This is a genomic window from Trinickia soli (genome assembly GCF_002879855.1).
Classification (GTDB): domain Bacteria; phylum Pseudomonadota; class Gammaproteobacteria; order Burkholderiales; family Burkholderiaceae; genus Trinickia; species Trinickia soli.
In genome coordinates, this window is record NZ_PNYB01000006.1 from 198,154 (window position 1) to 214,392 (window position 16,239).

At 65.5% G+C, this 16,239-nt stretch carries 15 protein-coding genes; 1 reads left to right on the plus strand and 14 read right to left on the minus strand.

What is annotated here, in order from left to right; genetic code table 11:
• Nucleotides 1-31 precede the first annotated feature (31 nt).
• From C0Z19_RS09345 to C0Z19_RS09385, 9 genes are all read right to left on the minus strand, one after another.
• Nucleotides 32-928, minus strand: a complete 897-nt coding sequence (locus C0Z19_RS09345; RefSeq protein ID WP_102609529.1) for an SMP-30/gluconolactonase/LRE family protein — start codon at nucleotides 926-928, stop codon at nucleotides 32-34.
• Nucleotides 925-1,713, minus strand: a complete 789-nt coding sequence (locus tag C0Z19_RS09350) for an SDR family NAD(P)-dependent oxidoreductase (RefSeq protein WP_102609612.1) — start codon at nucleotides 1,711-1,713, stop codon at nucleotides 925-927. Before C0Z19_RS09350 ends, C0Z19_RS09345 begins: the two co-directional genes overlap by 4 nt.
• 73 nt (nucleotides 1,714-1,786) lie before the next feature.
• On the minus strand, nucleotides 1,787-2,803 hold the full coding sequence (gene araH / locus C0Z19_RS09355) for an L-arabinose ABC transporter permease AraH (RefSeq protein WP_102609530.1): 1,017 nt from the start codon (nucleotides 2,801-2,803) through the stop codon (nucleotides 1,787-1,789).
• 78 nt (nucleotides 2,804-2,881) lie between these two features.
• The gene (gene araG, locus C0Z19_RS09360; protein WP_102609531.1) at nucleotides 2,882-4,405 is read right to left on the minus strand and encodes an L-arabinose ABC transporter ATP-binding protein AraG; all 1,524 of its coding nucleotides are present in this window, start codon (nucleotides 4,403-4,405) and stop codon (nucleotides 2,882-2,884) included.
• 82 nt (nucleotides 4,406-4,487) lie between these two features.
• Complete coding sequence (locus C0Z19_RS09365) at nucleotides 4,488-5,489, minus strand: arabinose ABC transporter substrate-binding protein (protein ID WP_102609532.1); 1,002 nt, start codon at nucleotides 5,487-5,489, stop codon at nucleotides 4,488-4,490.
• 130 nt (nucleotides 5,490-5,619) lie between these two features.
• A complete protein-coding gene (locus C0Z19_RS09370; RefSeq protein ID WP_102609533.1) occupies nucleotides 5,620-6,399 on the minus strand; it encodes an SDR family oxidoreductase in 780 nt (259 codons plus the stop codon).
• Nucleotides 6,396-7,076 carry a 2-dehydro-3-deoxy-6-phosphogalactonate aldolase gene (locus tag C0Z19_RS09375; RefSeq protein WP_102609534.1) on the minus strand — a complete coding sequence of 227 codons (681 nt, stop codon included), beginning with the start codon at nucleotides 7,074-7,076 and terminating at the stop codon, nucleotides 6,396-6,398. Before C0Z19_RS09375 ends, C0Z19_RS09370 begins: the two co-directional genes overlap by 4 nt.
• Nucleotides 7,077-7,187: 111 nt before the next feature.
• Nucleotides 7,188-8,180, minus strand: coding sequence for a 2-dehydro-3-deoxygalactonokinase (locus tag C0Z19_RS09380; RefSeq protein ID WP_102609535.1), 993 nt, complete (start codon nucleotides 8,178-8,180; stop codon nucleotides 7,188-7,190).
• Entirely contained in the window at nucleotides 8,177-9,094 is a 918-nt protein-coding gene (locus C0Z19_RS09385) for an IclR family transcriptional regulator (protein WP_102609613.1), read from the minus strand. The genes C0Z19_RS09380 and C0Z19_RS09385 overlap by 4 nt, the downstream gene beginning before the upstream one ends.
• A gap of 324 nt (nucleotides 9,095-9,418) precedes the next feature.
• Between C0Z19_RS09385 and C0Z19_RS09390 the strand changes: the two genes are divergently transcribed.
• On the plus strand, nucleotides 9,419-9,934 hold the full coding sequence (locus tag C0Z19_RS09390; RefSeq protein WP_102609536.1) for a cupin domain-containing protein: 516 nt from the start codon (nucleotides 9,419-9,421) through the stop codon (nucleotides 9,932-9,934).
• 168 nt (nucleotides 9,935-10,102) lie between these two features.
• On the opposite strand, the gene mtgA is transcribed toward C0Z19_RS09390, so the two are convergent.
• The 5 genes from mtgA to mpl form a co-directional block, all read right to left on the minus strand.
• Entirely contained in the window at nucleotides 10,103-10,825 is a 723-nt protein-coding gene (mtgA, locus tag C0Z19_RS09395) for a monofunctional biosynthetic peptidoglycan transglycosylase (RefSeq protein ID WP_102609537.1), read from the minus strand.
• 66 nt (nucleotides 10,826-10,891) lie between these two features.
• Nucleotides 10,892-11,794, minus strand: coding sequence for a shikimate dehydrogenase (gene aroE, locus C0Z19_RS09400; RefSeq protein WP_102609538.1), 903 nt, complete (start codon nucleotides 11,792-11,794; stop codon nucleotides 10,892-10,894).
• Entirely contained in the window at nucleotides 11,791-13,962 is a 2,172-nt protein-coding gene (locus C0Z19_RS09405) for a ribonuclease catalytic domain-containing protein (RefSeq protein WP_102609539.1), read from the minus strand. Before C0Z19_RS09405 ends, aroE begins: the two co-directional genes overlap by 4 nt.
• Nucleotides 13,963-14,096: 134 nt before the next feature.
• A complete protein-coding gene (locus tag C0Z19_RS09410) occupies nucleotides 14,097-14,690 on the minus strand; it encodes a YqiA/YcfP family alpha/beta fold hydrolase (RefSeq protein ID WP_102609540.1) in 594 nt (197 codons plus the stop codon).
• A complete protein-coding gene (mpl, locus tag C0Z19_RS09415; RefSeq protein WP_102609541.1) occupies nucleotides 14,687-16,084 on the minus strand; it encodes a UDP-N-acetylmuramate:L-alanyl-gamma-D-glutamyl-meso-diaminopimelate ligase in 1,398 nt (465 codons plus the stop codon). The genes C0Z19_RS09410 and mpl overlap by 4 nt, the downstream gene beginning before the upstream one ends.
• Nucleotides 16,085-16,239: the final 155 nt, after the last annotated feature.

Consider the following 16,239-nt stretch of genomic DNA (forward strand, 5'->3'; position numbering starts at 1 on the left):
CCGTTTCCGTTTAATCGGATCAGCCTGGGGTTTACCGCCACTGCCCGCCAAAGAGCGGCTCGGGCAAACCGCGCCGCCCGCTCGGCACGGTGAAGATGGCACCTGCGCCATGCTCGGCGGCCAGCGCCGCCGCATCGAGTTCGACGCGCGCCGTCGTCATATAAAGTGTGCCGAGATGCGGGCCGCCCAGCGCGACGCAACTGGGTTGACTCGTAGGCACGCTCACGCGATCGGTTTCGACGCCGTCCGCGCCATAGCGCACGACGCGGGCGCCGCCCCATTGCGCATTCCAGAGCCCACCGTCGGCATCGACCGTCGAACCGTCAGGCACCCCGTCCGAATCGGTCAGCCGCGTGAACACGCGCACGTTGCCCACTGCACCATCGGCGCCGTAATCGCAGGCGAGGATCTCGCGCGTCGGCGAATCGCAGAAGTACATCGTGGCGCCATCGGGGCTGAACGCGATACTGTTCGAAATCGCCGGCGCCGGCAGCGGCAGCCGCTCGAGCGACAAATCGCGGCCCAGCCGATAAAAGCCGCCAACCGCACGCAACGTCGCGCCCTCGTGCTTCGTGCCGAACACGAAACGGCCTTGGCGATCGCAACGTCCGTCGTTCAAGCGCGTGTCGAGCCCGGGCTCGACTTCGACGATGCGGCGCATTTCGCGCGTCGTCAAATCGAAAAAAGCCAGATGCGTGGCCAGACCGAGCAGCAGATAGTGCGGATCGGCGCACAGCGCGAACGTTGCAAGTCGCTCGGGCATGTCCCAGCTCGTTCGCTCTCCCGTGGCGGGGTCGTAGCGATACAGGCGTGCGCCTTCGATATCGGTCCAATAAAAACGGCCCGTGCGCGCGCACCAGGTCGCGCCCTCGCCGAGCGCACAACGCGAGCGCACCGCAAGCGATGCGCGAAAGACCTCGCCGCTCATGCCCACCCTCCGTCGACAATGAAGTCCTGCGCCGTGATCATGCGGCTGTCGTCGGCTGCCAGAAACAGCGCCATGCGCGCCAGATCCTCGGGCATCAATTCGCCATCGAGGCATTGCCCTTCCTTGAGGGCGCGCTTGCCCGCTTCGTCGAGCCATAGCCGGCGCTGCTTTTCGGTCAACACCCAGCCCGGCACGAGCGTGTTCACGCGAATGCCGAACGGACCGAGATCGCGCGCCAGCGCGTGCGTGAGGCCCGTGATCGCCGCTTTCGATGTCAGGTAAACGGGCATCCCGCCTTGCTTGAGCATCCAACTGATCGAGCCGAGATTGATGATCGAGCCGCCGCCCGCGCGCTTCATGTCCTCGGCCACGGCCTGTGCGGCGAAGAATTGATGCCGCAGGTTCACGGCGATGCCGGCGTCGAACGAAGCCGGCGTCACGTCGGCGATCGCGTGCCGCACGTCGTTCGCCGCGTTGTTCACGAGCACCGCGATCGAGCCGAGCGCGCTTTGCGCATCGGCGATCGCGCCGCGCAGGGCGTCGATGTCGGTGACGTCGCAAGCGAGAAAGAGCGGCTTCGCGGGTGCATCGCCGAGCGCATCGGCCAGCGCCTGACCGGCACTCGCGTCAATGTCGCAGAAAGCGACGCGCGCGCCCTGCGCCGCGAAATGTTCGACGAACGAGGCCCCGATTCCGGTCGCGCCGCCCGTGATGAACACAGTGCGGCCGACGAGGCTCGGATAACGCGCATAAGGGCCCGTTTGCGGATGATCGGGAAGCGCCATCGTAAAAATCTCCAAAAGGACTCAGCCACTCAGCGTCCGCCCGCGATGGCGGACGCTTCGTGCGGGAACCCGCTCAATTGCGCGAACCGCGATTCTTGAGCTGATCGAGCAGCACGGCAGCGAGCAGGATCGCGCCGCGCACGAGGTATTGATAGAACGCGTCGATGTTGAGCAGATTCATGACGTTTTCGACCGTGCCCATGATGAGCACGCCGATCACGACGCCCGAGATCGTCGCACGGCCTCCCAGCAGCGAGACGCCGCCGAGCACACATGCCGAGATCACATTGAGCTCGAACCCTTCGGCCGCGTTCGGCTGCCCCGACGTGATGCGCGAGGCGAGAATCACGCCGGCCAGCGCCGTCACCGCGCCTTGCACGAGGAAGATCACCACGCGCGTACGTTCAACGTTGATACCGGCCAGATGCGAGGCTTCGGGGTTGCCGCCGATCGCGAGCGTGTTGCGCCCGTAGACCGTCTGATTGAGCAACACGCCGAACACGATGAAGCACACGAGCGTCACCCAGATCGGCAGCGAAACGCCGAACATCGTCAGACCGCCCAACGCAATGAACGTGTCGGACGACACGCCCACGGCCTGTCCGTGCGAGACGATGAAGCCCAGGCCGCGCACGATTTCCATGGTGGCGAGCGTCGTGATCAGTGCGTTGATGCGCAGATAGGCGATCACGGCGCCGTTGACCCAGCCGATGACCGAGCCGGCGGCCACGGCCGCCACGATCGCGAGGAAGGTGCTGTTGGTCGCGTTGAGCACCATCGCGCAGAGCACGCCCGCGAACGCGACCGTCGAGCCCACCGACAAGTCGAAGTCGCGCGAAGCAAGACAAAACATCATCGTGCAGGCCACCATGCCGATCTGCGAGATCGACAACGCGAGGCCGAGCATGTTGTCGATCGAGAAGAAGTGATCGACCGTCAGCGACGTCGTCACGAACATGACGGCGAAGATGAGGATGAGGCTGTATTCGGTGATCTGCTGCCACCACTTTTGCCGATCGTTCGGCTGCGGGATCAGCGCTTCGGCCGCGCGCTTCGCGCCGGCCTCTACGAGGTTTTCTCTTGCTTGCATGTCGTGACTCCTTCGCCGTCGTTCGCGACGGGCTTGTTGCATCCGTTTCTGTTTCGGCTACGTTTGTCGTCCGGGCTTTCAGGCCGCATCGCGCACCGCGGCTGCGCGCGCGCCTTGCGGCAGCGCAAGCTCGAGCAGCGCCGCCTCGTTCGCCTGCTCGCGCGGCAGTTCGCCCGAAATCCGCCCCTCCCTCATGACGACGATGCGATCGGACACCCCCAGCACTTCGGGCAGTTCCGACGACACCATCACCACGGCGCAGCCGCGCTCGGCCAGTTCATAGATGACGTTATAGATCTCGTGCTTCGCGCCGACGTCGATACCGCGCGTCGGCTCGTCGAGGATGACGACCTTCAGATCGGGCTCCGCGAGCCAGCGCGCCAGAATCACCTTTTGCTGATTGCCGCCCGAAAGCAGCCGGATCCTTTGCCGCCGACTCGGCGTCTTGATCTTGAGCAGCTTGATGAACCGTTCGGCCGTCTTGATCTCTTTCGCGCGATTGAGGAACAGTCCCGCGCGAAGATCGTGCCGCCGACAACTGATATTGATGTTCTCGTCGACGGAAGCCATCGCGAGGATGCCCTCCTCCTTCCGATCCTCAGGACACAGCACAATGCCGCTGCGAATCGCCTGCCCGGGGCGCTTGACGTCGACCGCACGACCATCGAGCGTCAAACGCCCGCCGCGCCGTTTCTCGGCGCCGTAGACGAGACGCATGAGCTCGCTGCGTCCGGCGCCGACGAGCCCGAAGAAACCGACGATCTCGCCCGCGCGCACGTTGAAGCTGGCCGGCGCCGACAGCCCGTGGCCTTCGACCGCATCGACGTCGAGGCGAACCTCGCCCTGCGAACGCGCGCGATAACCGTAGATATCGGAAATCTCGCGCCCGACCATCTCCGAGACGAGCGTCGCCCGCTTGACCTCGGCGAGCGCGCGATGCGATGCGATCTTGCGGCCGTCGCGAAAGATCGTGCAGGCGTCGCACAACTCGTAAATTTCATCCATCCGGTGCGAGATGTAGATCAGCGCACGGCCGTCGGCTTTGAGTCCGCGCACAAGCTTGAACAGCACTTCCGTCTCGCGATGCGAGAGCGAGCTCGTCGGTTCATCAAGCGCGATCACCCGTGCATTGCGCAGCAGCGCCTTGCAGATCTCGACCATCTGCCGCTGCGCGATCGACAACCGCCCCAAGCGGGCGTTCGGGTCGAGATCGACGCCCATTTGCGCCAGCCGCTCTGCGACGAATCGCTTCGCTTCGCGCTTGTGTACCCAACCGAGCGCATTCGGCAGCCGGCCGAGCAGCAGGTTTTCCGTCACGGTCAGATCGGGAACGTACTGCAATTCCTGATGGATCACGGCGACGCCGGCCGCGATCGAAGCGGCCGCGCTCGGGAAACGCACCTCGCGGCCGTCCACCATGATGACGCCCGAATCGGGCTGATACTCGCCGCCCAGGATCTTGAGCAGCGTCGACTTGCCTGCGCCGTTCTCGCCCATGAGCCCATGCACCTGGCCGGCCTCGACTTCGAACGACACGCCGTCGAGCGCGCGTACGCCCGGAAAGACCTTGCCGATATTGTCAAATCGCAACGTTGCTGACATCTCATCTCACCTCGTGCTGAAGGGTCGTCCGAGCGCACGCGCCTCACCTGCGCGCGCGCACCCGGAAAACTGCATCGATGACTTACTTTGCAGCGAGACCCATCTCTTCACGCACCTTGCCCACGTTGTCGCGCGTGGCGAGCATGCCCGTCGTCAGCGTCAGCTTCGGCGGTTCCTTGCCTTGCGTAATCCAGGCGTACATCAGTTCCGACGTTTCTTCCCCGTGGCGTTTCGGGCTGATGATGACGGTGCCGTAGAAGCCCGTCGGGTTCGGCTTCTTGAATTCGTTCAATGCCGAATCCGAGCCGCCGATGCCGATGCCGATCATGTTGTCGGCCTTGAAGCCGCGACCTTCCGCTGCACGCACCGCGCCCAACACGGCTTCGTCGTTCAGGCCGTACGCCACCCAGTGTTTGAACTGCGGGTTCTTCGTGATGGCGATGTTCGCCGCGTTGAAGGCGTTTTCCGTATCGGTCTTCGCTTGCGGCGCCGCAATGATGTTCGCCTTCGGGAAGCCCGATGCGACGAGGATGTCGGTCGCGCCTTGCGTGCGGTCGTGCGCCGTCGGCAATTGCTCGTAGGTCACATCGATCGCGCCGACATCCTTCATATCCCAGCCGCGCTTCTTGATTTCGTCGATGAGGCCCTTGCCCACCTGCTGGCCGATGTTATAGGCCGAGATGCCCATGTGCGGCACCGAATCGATCGGCTTGCCGCTGCCGTCGACGAGGCGGTCGTCGACCGTCATCATCTTCAGGCCGTCGGCCTTCGCCTTGGCGACGATGCCCGGTCCGAGCTTGACGTCAGGCGTGCAGATGATGAAGCCTTGCGCCTGCTGCGCGTGCAGGTTGTCGATCGCGCTCATGACCTTTTCGCCCGATTGCGCGCCGATCTTCACGAGCGTGAAGCCGTCCTTCTTGGCGGCGGCTTCGGCGAATTTCCATTCGTCCTGGAACCAGGGTTCCTCAGGCTGCTTTACGAGGAAGCCGATCTTGACGGGGTCGGCGGCTTGAGCAGCCGGCACGCCTGCGACCATCGACGTCACTGCAGCGGCAGCCAGCGTAAGGAAAATTCGGCGTTTCATGACATTTGTCTCCTGTCTGATTGAGCGTTCGGCCGCGTTGTCTATATCGGATGACTCACGCGGCCAGTGCGTCATCCGGTTCGAACATCGCCGTGCAAGTCCGCCGCACGGCAATCGAAATCATCGTTCTCTAGTCGTGGTACAGCGCCGAGCGCCCGCCATCGACCGTAATGCACGTCGCGTTGATGAACGGCGCCTCGTCCGAGGCAAGAAACACGGCCGTCATCGCAATCTCGTCCGGTTGCGCGATACGCTTCATCGGCTGCAGATCGAGCGTGGCCTGCCGCGCCGCCGCCGGATCGGGCTGCCCGTTCCACCAGTCGTGCGTCAACTGCGTTTCGACGTAACCGGGCGCAATCGCATTGACGCGCACCTGCTTGCCCGCGTATTCGATGCCGAGCGCGCGCGTCAAACCGAGCACGCCGTGCTTGGCGACCGGGTACGGAAAACACCCCGGGATGATCTGAAACGCATGCGTCGAGGCAATGTTGACGATGCTGCCGCGCCCGCGTTCGATCATGCCCGGCAGCACCGCCCTGCACCCGTTCCACACCCCGTCGAGATCGACAGCGAAGCAGCGGCGCCAGTCGTCGTCGGTCATCGTCAGCGGATCGCAAAACACATTGATGCCCGCGTTGTTGACGAGTACATCGATAGGGCCGAATGACCGCTCTCCGGCATCGCGCGCCTCGCAGACGGATGCGCTCTGCGTGACGTCCGTGCGCACGGCCAGCACGCGCGCGCCGGGCGTCTGCGCTTCGATGCGCTGCGCCACCTCGCGTGCTGCGTCGAGATCGAGTTCGGCCAGCACCGTCGCCGCGCCTTCGCGCGCGAAGGCCTGCGCAATGGCCGCGCCGATCCCGCGACCGGCGCCCGTGACGAGTGCAACCTTGCCCGCGAGCCGATTCATGACTGGCGCGCCTGCTCGATCTTGCGCCACGCCGCCACGAATGCGCGCGCATGCTCAGCCGTCAACGCGGCGTCCTGCCCGGGACGATAAAGCGCCGAGCCAAGACCGAAGCCGTTCGCACCCGCTGCGACGAGCGCACTCATGTTCTCGGGCGTCACCCCGCCGACCGGCACGAGCGGCACCCGCTTCGCGATGACGGCGCGCCATGCCTTGACGACGACCGCGCCCAGTTGCTCGGCCGGAAACATCTTCAACACGTCCGCACCGCTCGCGAGCGCGGCAAACGCTTCGGTCGGCGTGGCCACACCGGGCGCGCACGCCAGCCCGGCTTCCTTAGCAGTCCTAACAATTTGCGTGTCGCCGTGGGGCATGACGATGAGTTCGCCGCCTGCCCGCGCCACCTCTTCGACGAACTCCGGGCGCAGCACGGTGCCGGCGCCGACGATCACTTCCCGCGGCAACGCCTGGCGCAAAGCCGAGATGCTCGCGAGCGGGTCGGGCGAATTGAGCGGCACTTCGACGATGCGAAAACCGGCGTCATAGAGCGCTTGACCGTGGTCCGCGGCTTCGTCCGGCGTGACACCGCGCAGAATCGCAATCAGCGGACACGACTCGAAGGCGGCGATGAACTTTGCGTGCGGACGGTACGGCTTTGGAAGATCGAATTCGGTATGCATGGCGCATCCATTGAAACGGTTTGGCTAACGGACAATTCGTCGAAAACGGCAAAACACATCGCGACTATCGCGGCCTTCTCCTCGCGCGCCGGACGATCCGCACAACGCGGCTCAACCGGCCGGCTCGAATGCGTGGCGAGCGACGAGCCCCGCTTGCGTGGCGATCCGCCACAGCCCGCTTTCGGCGGCGGCTTCGACCACGCTCGCGCGCAGGCACCCGAACTGCGTCAAGGCGAGCCGATAGCGCTCGCACAGCGCGGCGCTACCGATCAGGCGCGGCGATTCGCCGGCCAGCGCGGCACCGCGCGATTCGAGCAGTCCGGCCAATCCGCACAACTCATGACCGATCAGAAGCCCTGACAAATAATCGGGTTGCTGCTCGGGCTGCAGTACGCCCGTCAAACCGAGCGTGCGCGTGCTGAATATCGTCGCGAGCAGGCCCGCCTGATGCGCGTGGCGGGCAACGGTCACCCCGCGCAAAAACGCCTCGGTGTCGAATTGCGACGGTTGGATCATCGTGCGGCCCAGAATCGTGTGCTCGCGCAGCGCGCCGTAAAGCTCGCCCGTCATGAACGTATGGAACGATTCGATACGCTCCCCGCTAACGACAGCCCACTTCGCATGCGTGCCAGGCAAACCCACCAGCGCACGCGTGTCGCCGTCGATCGCCGCGCTCGCCAACGCGCCGACGATTTGCGTTTCCTCGCCGCGCATGACATTCGGCAACTCGCCATGCTCGATGACGCCCGGCACGATATGCACGCAAGCCCCGCATGCCGCGGTGACACGAACGATCCCGGCCACGAGGGCCGCCGCATCGGCCGGTGTCTCGATGTAAGGCGCTTCGCGCCAGCCTTGCGCGCTGCCGATCATGCCGGCTGCGATGACGGGCAGATTCGGCGAAAGAGCGAGCCAGTCGCCGCACGCGGCGTCGAAAGCGGCGTCGAACGCGCCGGGCTGCGGCAAGCGCATGATGCCTTCGCCCGACGCACGCGTCGCGATCACGTTGCCTTGCGCATCGAACAGATACGCACGCATGGCCGTGGTACCCCAGTCGAGCCCGATGAGCGCCGGCGTCGCGGCCAAAGCTTGCACAGCGGTCATCGTTTGATACGGCGCGCCGCAGGCGCACTCCAGCCGAGTTCCTCCGAAATTGCCCGGGCTTCGCGCTGCACGACGGGGATCAGTTCTTCCATTCTTTCCTGAGACATGTAATGCGTCGTGCTCGCCACCGAGATCGCGGCAACGATCGCGCCTGTTGCATCGCGCACGGGCGCGGCCACGCAGAAGATCGACGGCTCGTTTTCCTCGTGATCGAGCGCAAAGCCGCCGGCCGCGTAGCGCACCATGCGTTGAAGGAACAGCGCCTTGTCGGGACGACGGTGGTTTTCGAAGCGCACGCCCTCGAGCGAGCGCTGCGCCGAGTCGTACAGCGTGCTCCACATCTGCGGCGACAAATCGAGCATCAACGCCTTGCCGATGCCGGTCGATGCGAGCGGCATCTTGTGACCGGCCTTCGAGCGCATCTCGAGCCCGCGCGTGCCCGCCAACTTGTCGATGTAAAGCACTTCGTCGCCGTCGCGCACGCCGAGATGAACGGTGTCGAGCGTCGCCTGCGCGAGGCGTTCAAGGTGCGGGCGGGCCACAGCGGTCAGCGGCATCTGCTCGAGCGCGATCGTCCCGAGTTCGATCAGCTTGGGACCGAGCAGGTATCCCTGCGGCACCTGGCGCAGATAGCGCGCATGCACGAGACAGTGAACGAGCCGATGTGTGGTGCTGCGCGTCGTACCCAGAGCGGCGGAGAAGGCGCGCATGTCCCGTGCGCCGTTTGCGCACGCCTCGATGATCGCGAGCCCGCGCAAGAGGGTCTGCGTGCCGGCAGGGACGTCGAGCCCTTCGAGCAGCGAGCCGCCGGCGACGGCCGGTTCGGACGTGGGCGCGCCGACGCTCGTGCGTGGCGCTTCCGACAGGTCGTCGTGCGGGGCGGAAGAAACGAGTTGGTGATCGGGTGCAGTCATCGGGCGCGTCTCCGTCGGGTTCGAATGCTTCGCTCTCGAATCGCTGAATGTTCTATGTTTTCGGTTGGCGGCCATTTCGACCGCTCGCGACGAATTGTAGGCACGACTTCGCGGACGATCCAACATTTGAATAACCTGCCCATATGTTGGGAAAATAAGCGATCGGCGCCTGCCGTGGCAAGATCCGATGCGAGTCCGGCTTCGATTCGGGCTCCGCATGCGGCAAGCCGCGCGGCACGGTGCTTCCGCGCTCCCGACCGTGCCCGCCCGGCATCGGTTTGGAGCCGCTGGCTTCTCCCCTCAATCCATCAGGACCGACCTTCTATGAAACCGATCCTCAATCTGGCCGAAGTCGAACTGTCCCCATTGCCCGCCGCGTTGGCGCCGCCCGAATCGATGGCGGACCGCTACGCGCCGCGCATGGGGGCCATCGGCGCGCGCATCGGCGCGCAAAAACTTGGCTATAACGTGACGGCGCTCGCACCGGGCAAGCGTGGCTTCCCGTTCCACAACCATCGCGTGAACGAGGAGATGTTTTTCGTGTTGGAGGGAACCGGCGAAATCCGGATCGGCGAGGCTGTCTATCCGATCCGTGCCGGCGATGTCATCGCTTGCCCGCCGGGTGGGGCGGAAGCGGCGCATCAGATCGCCAATACCGGAGACGTCGAACTCAGGTACCTGGCGGTCAGCACGAAGATGCTGCCTGAAATCGCCGAATATCCGGACTCCGGCAAGTTCGGGGTGCTCGCGGAATTCCCGGGCGCTCCGGGGGAGAAGCCGAAGGGTTTCAGGTTCGTTTCACGCGAGGGTGAGAGCGTGGGCTATTGGGACGGCAACTGAACGTTTTCGTCAACGGCGGCGCATGAGTTGCGCGGCTGCACGCTATGCCTGCCGGCATGCAGCCTCGCGCCCCAAAACCTCAATCGCGAGGCGCCGCATGGTTAGCGACGCCAATGTCGATCCGCGCGGCCGCGGCTACGGTAGGTGTCCGCCGGCGGGGAACCGCGTTCATCGCGGCAGTTCGGCTGCGCCCATGCGCCGCGCAATGACGCCGGCGCGCTGCGCGAGGTAGGCGGAACCGCGATGCTGATCGAAGTACTTGGGACGCGGCAGCATCACGGCCAGCCGGGCCGACTGCCACGCCGTCAATTGCGCGGCAGAACACCGGTAGTAGTAGCGCGCCGCCGCCTGCGCGCCGTACACGCCGTTGCCCCATTCGACCGAGTTCAGATAGATCTCGAAGATGCGCTTCTTGTCCATCAGCGTCTCGAGCATCCAGGTGATGATGAGCTCTTGCCCCTTGCGCAAATAACTCTTTTGGCGTGAAAGAAACAAATTACGCGCGAGTTGCTGCGTGATAGTCGAACCGCCCGCGACGATTTTGCCGCGCGCCTTGTTCTTCTCCCAAGCCTGCAGAATCGCTTCCGTTTCGTAGCCGTTGTTGTTGACGAAGTTGGCGTCCTCGGAAGCGATGATCGCCCGCTTCAGATTGCGGGAAATGCGATCGTACGGCACCCATTCGTGCGCGATCGCTACGTCGGGGCGATCCTGCGCGAGGCGCCACGCATCGGCGCGCATGAATGCGGTCGAGCGCGGGTCGACGACGGTCCATACGGCGATCTGCGCGAAGTAATAGGCTTGCGTCGCGACCCACGCGACCACGCAGACCGCCGCCGCATAGAGCAGCCAGTCCGCGAACCCCCTTCCCGCCCGCTGTTTCCTTTTGGTCATCGTCGCGTCTTGATCGCTCGCGCTTCTATCGGCCGCATCGGCATGACATCCAAGCCGGCCCGCGGGTCAGGCCGACGCCGCCAGCATCGCGCGCAACTGCGCAAGCACCGCGGCACTGTCGGGCCGCACGCCGCGCCATATCAGGAACGACTCGGCCGCCTGCTCGACGAGCATGCCGAGCCCGTCCGACGCTTTCGCGCCGAGCGATCGCGCATGCTGCATGAAGACGGTCGGCTGCGCGCCGTACATCATGTCGTACGCCAACGTGTTCGCGCCGAACGCCCGATCGTCGCACTCGGGCAAAGCGGCCGCCAGCGAGCCCGCCGTCGCATTGATGACGACGTCATAAGGCGCCGCGTCGATCGTTGCCGGAGCGCCGCCCAAGAGCGCGCAATCGGCCTTGCGCGCGGCCGCCGCAAACTGTTCCACGAGCGCCAGCGCCTTTTCCCCGGTGCGATTGGCGACCGTCAGCAAGCACGGGCTGCGCTCTAAAATCGGCAGCACGGCGCCGCGCGCCGCACCGCCCGCGCCTAGCAACAACACGCGCGCGCCCGCAAGGCGAACACCCTGGTTTCGTTCGATGTCGGCGACAAGGCCGACACCGTCCGTGTTGTCGCCATAGCTCCCGTCCGCATCGAACCTCAGCGTATTGACCGCGCCCGCCGCGGCGGCCCGCGGCGAAAGCCGATCGGCGAACGCGTGCGCTTCGAGCTTGAACGGCACCGTGACGTTGAGTCCTCGTCCCCCTGCCGCGACAAACGCTCGCACGACATCGACGAACCCATCGACAGGAGCAAGGACGCGCCGGTATTCGATGCGCTCGCCCGTCTGTTCGGCGAAGCGCGCATGGATGAACGGCGACTTGCTGTGCGCGATCGGGTTGCCGATCACCGCGTAGAGATCGCAGCCGGCCGCGGCGGGTTCGATCGGTTCAAAATGCGGTGCTGACGGACCGATCGTCGAAGTCATTGCGCCACCTGCGCCGATCGCGAGACGCCGCCGTGCCCATCGGAGGCTTGCGCACTGTCGCCGGCGTCGCCCGCGCTGCCCGCCTCTCCCGCATCGCCGCCGTCCATCGAGTCAGTCGGCGTTTCACCGCCGCCCTGAGACGCCTCGCCCGCTTCATCACCTGCGTCTGCTTCGGCACGCGCTTCCTCTTCGCCCTCCGCCGAGCGATCGGACGCCTCGACGATCTCGACCTCTTCTTCCTCGTCCTCCGCCGCAGCGCCCGCGGCGCCAGGCGCATCGAGGACACGAATCGGTCGTACCGACGCCTCGACGGTCAGCTCGTCGACGCCCATCACCTCGAGCACGATCCGCGTGCCGCGCGCATGAACACCCAGCCCCGGCACGTGCAGCAGCAGCGGCACTTCCTCGAGCCGCACGAGATCGCCCTTGACGACGGCCGCGACGACCTCCTTCTTCTGCTCCTGCGTGAGCCAGCGCAGGCACCAGAAGTACTCCATGCGCCGCTGGTGGTCGGCGTAGGCCGTGTAGGTGTCATCGAAGCCCTGCACGACGGCATAAAGATCCGCGTCCTTCGGCTTGAACGGCGCGACGAGCTTCGCGGCCACGCCATGCTGAACGCAGGCGAGCAATTGCCATTGATTGACGAGGTCGACATAGCGCCGCAGCGGCGACGTGCTCCACGCGTATTGGGCCACGCCGAGTCCTTCGTGAGGCGCGGCGCTCGTCTGCATGCGGGTGCGCTTCGGTCCCGCGGCCGCAAAAGTGCGTTGAGTCCGATAGATGCCGGGCACGCCGTGATCGTGCAGCAACGCGCCCCAGGTCGAATTCGCGAGGATCGCAAGCTCAGCCACGATCAGATCGAGCGGAGAGCCACGGCGACGCGGCGTGATCGTCACATGTTCGCCGTCGACGTAGAAGTTGAAATCGGTGTTGCCGTGCACCTCGCGCCTCAAGCCGTAGCCGGCGCGCGCCGCCTGCCGCTTTTCAAACAGGGCTTGAGCGAGCGGCCACAATACGGCGATGTCTTTCTTGTGCGGATACTCGCCGCTGCCGGCCGCGAGCGCCTCTTCCGTCACGCACGCGTCGAGCGTGTTGTGACGCAGATTGCTCTGGACGAACACGCGTTCGGCGCGCGTTTCGGTCGCAACGATCTCCTGCGTGTTCCGATCCACGATGATGTAGAGGGAAAGCGCCGGCCGCAGGCCGCCTTCCTTGAGCGTGAAGACTTCGACCACTTCGTCGGGCAGCATCGTGATCTTGTCGCCGGGCATGTAGACGGTCGACAGCCGCGCGCGCGCAATCGCGTCGACGGCGTCGCCCCGTGCGATGCCGAGCGCCGGCGCCGCAATATGCACGCCGATGCGGGCGCGATCTTCGGCGAGAAGCTCGACCGAAAAGGCGTCGTCGATCTCGGTCGTCGTGATGTCGTCGATCGAGAACGCCGGCGCATGCGCGGTCGGCAAATCGTCGGGAACCGGCCCGGGCGTCACGGGCGGGAAACCCGTTCCGTGCGGGAAATGTTCGGACAGAAAGCGTGCCTCATGCAGCGCACGCGCCGAAGCGATGCCGCCGCATTCGAGCATGAGGCGAGCCTGAGAGATCCCGCGCGCGGCCGCGGCGCCTTCGAGCGCCTTGTACTCGATCGAGTTCTTGTCGGGTTTCGTCAGCAACGCGAGCGCCTTGCCGCGCAGCGCCTCGGGCAACCGGCCGGCCTTCATCTCCTCTTCGTACTGTGCTTGCACGAGCGCCTGCTGACGCTTGCGCTCCAGCGCCGCGAGCGCCATTTTCAGTTGCTCTTCGGGCGCGCGCTGATACTGGCCGCGCCCCTTGCGACGAAAATAAACGGGCGCGCCCTGCATGCGCAACACGAGCGCGGCCCGCTCGACGGGGCCGGCTTGCGCGCCGAAATATTCGCCTGCCAGCGCCGCAAACGGAAATTCGTCGGCCGGGGCGCACTCCCACAGGAAGTCGAGATCGATTTGCTGAGCGGCGGCATCGGCCTGCTGCATCAGTTCTGCCGCACCCGGCTTTTCGAATTCGATCAGCACGTCTTTCGCGCGCACCTTGGCCCGCCGGCCGCCCGGCAACTCGACTTGCAGCGCATCGCCCTGGCGCGACAGCACGCTGCCCGCCTTCAGACCGCCTGATTCCTCAAAGAAAACGTTCACTCGACACTCTCGTTACGAATATGGCCCTCGCAGCGCTGTCGTGCCGCAAACCGCACGCCCGCTGCCGATTGATCTTGTTCGGTTTTGTGATGCGCCGCCCGACCGCGTGCGCACCGCCGGCTCGACCGCCGGCGCTATGTCCGTCCCGCCCCTGTCATGCCGCAAAATGCGAGCACGTCGTCGACATACTCGGCGAATTCGCTGATCGCATGATCGCTGCCCTCGATCAGCTTCGTCTCGACCCCTGGGTAATGTGCGAGCATCTCCCGGTAGTCGAGCACTTCGTCGCCCGTGGCGGCGATCAAATAATAGCGTTCCGGCCTGGTGATGGATTTGACGCCGAGCGCACGCAATTCATCGAGGTGGCGCGGCTCGACGACGATGCTGCCGCCGCCATGCCAGAGCGGCTGCTCGCCGAGATAGGCGGACAGGTCACGCTCGGGCAGCACGGCCGGATTGAGCAATACCGCGCGCCAGCCGTGCTTCTCTGCCAGATACGTGGCGAAGTAGCCTCCGAGCGAACTGCCGATCACCGTCACGTCGTCCCGGCCGCCGGGCGTCGCCGCCGCGACTTGTGCTTCGGCCATCGCGACCGCTTCGAGCGGCGAAACGGGCAGCATCGGACAACGCCATTCGTGCGCAGCGCCCAGCTCGGCCACGCGCGCCGCGAGCAGCTGCGCCTTGAACGATTTCGGCGACGAGCGAAAGCCGTGCAGATAAAGAATCACGCGCCGCCTCGTGCACGCGAACCGAGCGCGTCGAGCACCTTCTGATGGACGCCGCCGAACCCGCCGTTGCTCATGACGAGCACGTGATCGCCGGGACGCGCCGCATGGGCGACGGCCGCCACGAGCGCCTCCAGATCGTCGAACGCACGTGCTTTGTCGCCGAGCGGCGCGAGCGCTTCACCGAGATTCCAGCCGAGCGCATCGCGACCGCTCGGTGCACCGTAGCCGAACACAAGGTCGGCGCCGGCCAGGCTGCCCGGTAGTTGAGCCTTCATGACGCCGAGTTTCATCGTGTTCGAACGCGGCTCGAGCACAGCCAGGATACGCGTGCGTTCACCGCCGACGCGCGTGCGCAGGCCGGCGATGGTCGTCTCGATCGCCGTGGGATGGTGAGCGAAGTCGTCATAGACCGTGACGCCGTCCACACTCCCCCGCACTTCCATGCGCCGCTTGACGTTGCGAAATTGCGTGAGCGAGCGGGCGGCCTGAGCCGGCGGCACGCCGACGTGACGCGCCGCCGCGATCGCCGCCAGCGCATTGAGCCGGTTATGCTCGCCCTGCACCTGCCACTCGACCATGCCGACGCGTTCGCCGCGCCAGTAAAGCGCAAAGCGCTCGTCGATCGGTTCGCCGTCGGCGGCCGGCAGCGCATCCCAACCGCCATCCACGCCAAAACGTTCGACATCGCTCCAGACGCCACGCGTCAGGACTCGCTCGAGCGCCGGCTCGCGCCCGTTGACGACGAGACGGCCGACCGCGGGCACGGTCCGCACGAGGTGATGGAATTGCGTTTCGATGGCTGCCAGATCCGGAAAAATATCGGCGTGATCGAACTCGAGGTTGTTGAGCACGGCCGTGCGCGGCCGGTAATGAACGAACTTCGAGCGCTTGTCGAAAAACGCCGTGTCGTACTCGTCCGCTTCGATCACAAAGAAGCTCGAATCGGTCAGCCGCGCGGACACGCCGAAGTTGAGCGGCACGCCGCCGATCAGAAAGCCGGGATTGAGCCCGGCGTCTTCGAGCAACCAGGCAAGCATGGAACTCGTCGTCGTCTTGCCGTGCGTGCCCGCGACCGCCAGCACCCACTTGCCGGCCAGCACGTGCTCGCCGAGCCATTGCGGCCCCGACACATAGGGCAAGCCACGATCGAGAATCGCTTCCATCAGCGGATTGCCGCGCGAGACGACATTGCCGATGACGAACAGGTCGGGGTTCAGATCGACCTGTTCGGCGCCGTAGCCTTCGACGAGCCTGATGCCCTGCGCCTCGAGCTGGGTGCTCATCGGCGGGTAGACGCCGGCATCGCAGCCGGTGACCGTATGGCCCGCGGCGCGCGCGAGAACCGCGAGGCCGCCCATGAACGTGCCGCAAATGCCGAGGATGTGGATGTGCATAAAACAGTCGTGCTCGTGCCGCGCTTAGTGCGAGTGCATGGATGAATGCCAACGCCTGGATGGAGACGGACGGCGCTTGAGGCCCGCTATTGTACCCGACGGTACCCGGCGTACCCGACGGTACCCGGCGCGCTCGCGTCGATCGGGCGCGCCGG

Coding starts and splice junctions, on each gene's coding strand:
- C0Z19_RS09345 (WP_102609529.1), bottom strand. CDS start 928: ATGAGCGGCGAGGTCTTTCGCGCATCGCTTGCGGTGCGCTCGCGTTGT.
- C0Z19_RS09350 (WP_102609612.1), bottom strand. CDS start 1,713: ATGGCGCTTCCCGATCATCCGCAAACGGGCCCTTATGCGCGTTATCCG.
- araH (WP_102609530.1), bottom strand. CDS start 2,803: ATGCAAGCAAGAGAAAACCTCGTAGAGGCCGGCGCGAAGCGCGCGGCC.
- araG (WP_102609531.1), bottom strand. CDS start 4,405: ATGTCAGCAACGTTGCGATTTGACAATATCGGCAAGGTCTTTCCGGGC.
- C0Z19_RS09365 (WP_102609532.1), bottom strand. CDS start 5,489: ATGAAACGCCGAATTTTCCTTACGCTGGCTGCCGCTGCAGTGACGTCG.
- C0Z19_RS09370 (WP_102609533.1), bottom strand. CDS start 6,399: ATGAATCGGCTCGCGGGCAAGGTTGCACTCGTCACGGGCGCCGGTCGC.
- C0Z19_RS09375 (WP_102609534.1), bottom strand. CDS start 7,076: ATGCATACCGAATTCGATCTTCCAAAGCCGTACCGTCCGCACGCAAAG.
- C0Z19_RS09380 (WP_102609535.1), bottom strand. CDS start 8,180: ATGACCGCTGTGCAAGCTTTGGCCGCGACGCCGGCGCTCATCGGGCTC.
- C0Z19_RS09385 (WP_102609613.1), bottom strand. CDS start 9,094: ATGACTGCACCCGATCACCAACTCGTTTCTTCCGCCCCGCACGACGAC.
- C0Z19_RS09390 (WP_102609536.1), top strand. CDS start 9,419: ATGAAACCGATCCTCAATCTGGCCGAAGTCGAACTGTCCCCATTGCCC.
- mtgA (WP_102609537.1), bottom strand. CDS start 10,825: ATGACCAAAAGGAAACAGCGGGCGGGAAGGGGGTTCGCGGACTGGCTG.
- aroE (WP_102609538.1), bottom strand. CDS start 11,794: ATGACTTCGACGATCGGTCCGTCAGCACCGCATTTTGAACCGATCGAA.
- mpl (WP_102609541.1), bottom strand. CDS start 16,084: ATGCACATCCACATCCTCGGCATTTGCGGCACGTTCATGGGCGGCCTC.